The 5,237-nt window shown below is 43.4% G+C and carries 3 protein-coding genes; 2 read left to right on the top strand and 1 reads right to left on the bottom strand.

What is annotated here, in order from left to right; genetic code table 11:
• Positions 1 to 90: 90 nt before the first annotated feature.
• Entirely contained in the window at positions 91 to 528 is a 438-nt protein-coding gene (locus tag VIN08_RS23975; protein WP_331970887.1) for a PepSY-like domain-containing protein, read from the bottom strand.
• A gap of 387 nt (positions 529 to 915) precedes the next feature.
• Here VIN08_RS23975 and VIN08_RS23970 point away from each other — a divergent pair, with 387 nt between their 5' ends.
• Both VIN08_RS23970 and VIN08_RS23965 read left to right on the top strand, forming a co-directional pair.
• Positions 916 to 3,924 carry a SusC/RagA family TonB-linked outer membrane protein gene (locus tag VIN08_RS23970; protein ID WP_331970884.1) on the top strand — a complete coding sequence of 1,003 codons (3,009 nt, stop codon included), beginning with the start codon at positions 916 to 918 and terminating at the stop codon, positions 3,922 to 3,924.
• Between the two features lie 54 nt (positions 3,925 to 3,978).
• Positions 3,979 to 5,237: SusD/RagB family nutrient-binding outer membrane lipoprotein (locus VIN08_RS23965; protein ID WP_331970881.1), on the top strand; the 1,259-nt coding region annotated here is incomplete at its 3' end.

Genomic DNA, 5,237 nt, shown 5'->3' with positions numbered 1-5,237 from the left:
GGTTCAGGTTATTGAACTTGTAGAATCCGATCAGTGCTTCTCTCACGGTCATACAAAAAACGATAAAGTAACCTCAGCCATTAACGGCAATCAATCGACATTCGTTGTTTCTATTTTTCCTTCCGGAGTAAATAATACTTTACGTTTGTCGCCCGCGGCATTCTTCAGGTCGATCTGATAGTATATTTTACCTTCCGCATCAACTTTATCGGCATCGTCAATCGAGAAATCTTTAAACTCACTGGCTATCTTTTCTTTTACAGCGGCCGGCAACTGGCTCTTCGGAAAATCTTCTTTATGTTTTTTGATCTTCCCCGTCTTATCGAACCAAACATCATGGCCGCGGGAATCCACTTTAAACTCAGCTTTATAATCAGCATCCTTTTGCTTCCATTTTATTTTAGTAGCTGTGGGGAATTTAGTCTGCAAGGCAGTTACTATCGCGGCAGGTACCTGGCTGGGCTGCAGATCCTGTGCGTGCGAGCCGGCAAATCCAATGAAGCATAAAAGTGCAATAAGCGTTCTCATAATTGTGTCTGATTAAGTGAATAACCTGTAAGTAATATATACCTATATCTATGTTTACACAACCTTAAACTCGTTCTGCGGCAACCCGGCCCGATTTATTGTAATACAAAACTACCAATCTTATCCCTTCCCGGGTAAAGCTACTTTATTATTCTATGCCTCGATAACTTTACCGTTCTGCTCTTTAATACGGCTGCGTGAAGTTTTAAATGGTTATCTGCTGCCTGATTCTTCAGTTTACCTCCCTATATATACCGGCTCTTTATTGCATCCCATACTTATTTCACAAAATCCAATTTGGATAAAATAATATTACCATGCGATAATATTTGGAATATACCCACCTGCTCGTCACACTACCTTTATCCTATACTAACCCCATTTCCTATGACGAGAAATTCTACACAATCTAGAATTGCGTTACTCCTATGTCCTATTGCAATCATACTGGCAGCGCAATTTGCTTTCGCGCAGATACCTGTAAAAGGAAAAGTTACCGATGAAACCGGAGTAGCTTTACCGGGTGTGAATGTAGTAGTGCTCAACACAACTACCGGCACAGTTACGGACGCTGATGGTAAATATGAATTGTCGGTAAACAACGGGTCTGCTGTTCTTGTGTTTTCTTTTATCGGCTATAGTACCACACGTGTACCGGTTGAAAATCGTGCAGTAGTGGATGTAGTCCTGAATACAGATGTAAAATCATTGGAAGAAGTTGTTATTACTGCGCTGGGTGTTGAACGCGAGAAAAGAGAATTGACCTATAGCACACAAGCTGTAAAAGGCGATGAGTTGATGAAGGCAAAAGAACCCAGTGTACTCAATTCATTAACCGGCAAAGTAGCAGGTGTACAGATTACCAGTTCTTCCGGCACACCGGGTTCTTCTACACGTATCGTAGTGCGTGGCGCCACGTCCATCTTTGGCGATAACCAGGCGTTGATCGTAGTGGATGGTGTACCGGTTAATAACAATGAGTCTGGTTTGCTCGGTGAAGGTTATGCCGGCAGCAGTCGTGTAGTAGATATAGACCCCGCTGTTATTGAGAATGTAAACGTTCTGAAAGGCGCTGCTGCCACGGCACTCTATGGCTCGGCCGGTGCGCGCGGTGTAGTGATGATCACTACAAAAGGCGGCAGCGAACGCAAGCCGCTTATTACATTTTCGTCTGGTGTATCTTTTGAAAAAGGAATTTTTCCGGAACGCCAGACTAAATATGCACAGGGAACTAACGGGATTTATTACAATGGCGAAGATCAAAAAATAAGTGCATCGTGGGGGCCCTTGATGGATACATTAATGATCGATGGCAAGCGTGCTCCTAAATATGATCCCTATTCATTTTTTAAAACAGGTATAACAACCAACAACACGGTAAGTATATCCGGTGGAAATAATAGTTCCAGCTATTTCATTTCCTATTCCTACTTCGATCAAAAAGGTATTGTGAAGAACAGCGATTTTAAAAGACACTCGTTCTTTACCAAATATACCTCTACCATTCGCAAGAATTTAACCAGTACATTTCAGTTACAGTATACACATTCCGACCAGGATCGTGTACCCGAAGGATTTAACGGTCCGCTGTTTGTACTCTATGGTCAGCCCGTTTCATGGAATCCCAATCCTTATCTGAATCCGGATGGCAGCCAACGGCTATATCGCTATTCACGAAACAATCCGCAATGGGTGCAGAATAATTACTCCAACGATCTGGGTGTAAACCGATTTATACCGGTAATTACACTGAATTATACGCCTTTTAGCTGGCTCTCTATAACAGAACGGTTAGGTGCCGATATGTATACCGAACAAATCAAATTTTGGGAAGCTCCGAGCGCGAATCTTGGAACACTCGGCAGAATTATAGATCAGAACTCAAACTTCCGCCAGTTCAACAACGATCTCATCATCAGTGCTACGAAGGAAACCGATAACTTCAGCTATAACCTTTTATTAGGAGCTAATATATACTCTACCTATACGCAAACACTCAATGAAACGGGCAGCGGACTGAGTATAGATGGCTATCATAATATCGCTGGCGCTGCTTCGATCAAGTCGAGTGAATATCACTCACTGCGCAGAAAAGTTGGTTCGTACGCACAGGCGAATATTACCTATAAACATTTACTCACATTATCATTAACCGGACGATATGACGGCAGCTCGGTGCTTGCTAAAAATAAAACATACTATCCGTATGGGTCAGTGGCAGCAAGTTTTGTTTTTTCTGAATTGTTGCCCGCTTCCATTACCAATGTTTTAAGCTTTGGAAAATTAAGACTCTCGCAAGCCACTGTAGGAAATGAAAACGTTGATCCATACTCCATCAACACCACATATTACTCTTCGAATGTAAATGGTATAGCTTTCCCGTTTCAGGGACAAGCGGGTTTCATGATCAACAAAACTATTGGGAATACAGCGCTTCACAACGAACGACTGAACGAGTCTGAGATTGGCTTGGAAACAAAATTCTTTAACAACCGGATTGGACTGGAAGCATCGTACTTCTATAGAAAATCGATCGATGGATTAATACCCGGTGTAGCAATAGCACCTTCTTCCGGATATACCGGCACTACGGTTAACTCTGCCAGTATAGAAAACAAGGGTATCGAAATATTGTTGAACGCAACTCCAGTGAAGAGTCAGAAATTCAGCTGGGACCTCACGTTTAACTTTACACGTATTCGTAACAAGGTATTATCTATATACCCTGGCACTGATCAATTAGGCAGGATCGTAAAAGGGCAACCCTATAATATATTTTACGGAACACGGTATAAACGTAATGAGAACGGAAGTATAGTAATTGGCACGGATGGATTACCGCTGCCGGATGATCTGCCGGGTGTAATAGGCAATGCCAATCCGAAATGGCTCGCAGGCTTAACGAACAATTTTCGCTACGGACAATTTACACTCAGCTTCTTTTTCGATATGAAAAAAGGAGGCGATATACAAAACGATATGGATTCGTATGGCTACTTCTATGGTTCTTCCAAAGTAACGGAGAATCGCGCTCCGCGTGTAATTGAAGGCGTGAGCGTAGCCGACAATCAGCCCAACACAGTATCGGTAGGGGCACAGAAGTATTATCAGTATATCACTTCTATTCAGGAATCGCTCATACAGGATGGTACCTATATCAAGCTTAGAAGTGTAAGCCTGGGATATGAATTGAATCCTGCATGGCTTGCACGCACACCATTTAAATCTGCATCCATTACTATATCCGGAAGAAATCTATGGATATATAGTCCGCACTTTAGCGGTGCCGATCCGGAAGTAAGTTCACTCGGTGCTGCCAATGGTGTACAATCCATTTACCAGTTCTCCACGCCAACATCACGCTCCGGAAACTGTACCCTTAAATTCAGTTTTTAAGATATATTATACTATAGCGCTGTTTCACAACGGCACTGCTTAAACTATATACTTATGAAAAAATTACTATATATACTCTTATCGTTCACACTGCTTGTAGCATCCGGCTGCAAAGAGTACCTGGATGTAAACGTAGACCCTAACAATCCGCTGGATGTAAAAGAATCGTTGCTGCTGCCACCGGCCGAGCTGGCTATATCACGCAGTTTAATGTCGGGAAATATAGCGTGGATCACGCAGCAGTTTATGCAGGTAGCGGCACTCAATCAACCCAATCCGCAAATCGGAACATACCGCCTGCTGCACACCGACATTGATGGCGACTGGAGCAGCATCTATACCGATGAACTTATCAACCTGAAGATACTGATCGACAAAGCAGAGAAGAACGACAACTATCATTACGCAGCTATCGCGAAGATATTAACGGCCTTTACGCTGGGTACTACTACCGACCTTTGGGGAGATATACCGTATTCGCAAGCTTTGTTAGGTAATGAAAATTTTACAGCTGCATACGATTCACAGGAAGATATATATACGGCTATACAAAGTCTGCTCGATGCTGCTATTGCTGACATCGGGAAATCTTCACTGCAGGCTCCGGGCACCGATGACTATTTTTACCAGGGCAACATGGAGCAATGGCAAAAGGTTGCCTATACATTAAAGGCGCGATATGCCATGCACCTGACAAAGGCCCCAGGACACACCGCTTCTGCACAAGCTGATATAGCACTGCAGGCATTGACCAACGGCATGATCGGCAATGACGATGATCTGCAGATGGTCTACCCCGGTGCTGCCGGACAGGAAAATGGCTGGTGGTTTAGCTTCAATCCGGTGAGTACATCTATACTTGCTTCTACATTTGTGGATTCATTGAAAGCACGCAACGATCCGCGGTTGCCCATCATGGTAAAACCTGCTGAAGATACTGGCCTATATACCGGCAGACCTATAGGCACAGATGTAGGCGTCCTTACTACATACTCTATACCCAGCGACATGTATTCAGGTATAGGAGCAACAAATTATATACTTACGTATTCTGAAGCACTATTTCTCAAGGCAGAAGCAACCCTGATAAAATCAGGCTATGCTGCTGCGGAGCCTATATATCAGGAGGGCATCACAGCGCACATGCTGAAATTGGGAATCTCTCAGGCCAACATTAATACCTACCTGGCAAGTCGCGGAACATTAACCGATGAAAATGCTCTTCAAAGAATTATGGAAGAAAAGAACGTTGCCAATTTTCTCAACATCGAAACCTTTAACGATTGGAGACGCACCGGCTTCCCTGCTATAAG

Origin of the sequence: Ohtaekwangia sp., assembly GCF_036568665.1 — a bacterium.
GTDB lineage: Bacteria > Bacteroidota > Bacteroidia > Cytophagales > Cyclobacteriaceae > Ohtaekwangia.
This window is presented reverse-complemented; position numbering and strand designations above follow the sequence as displayed.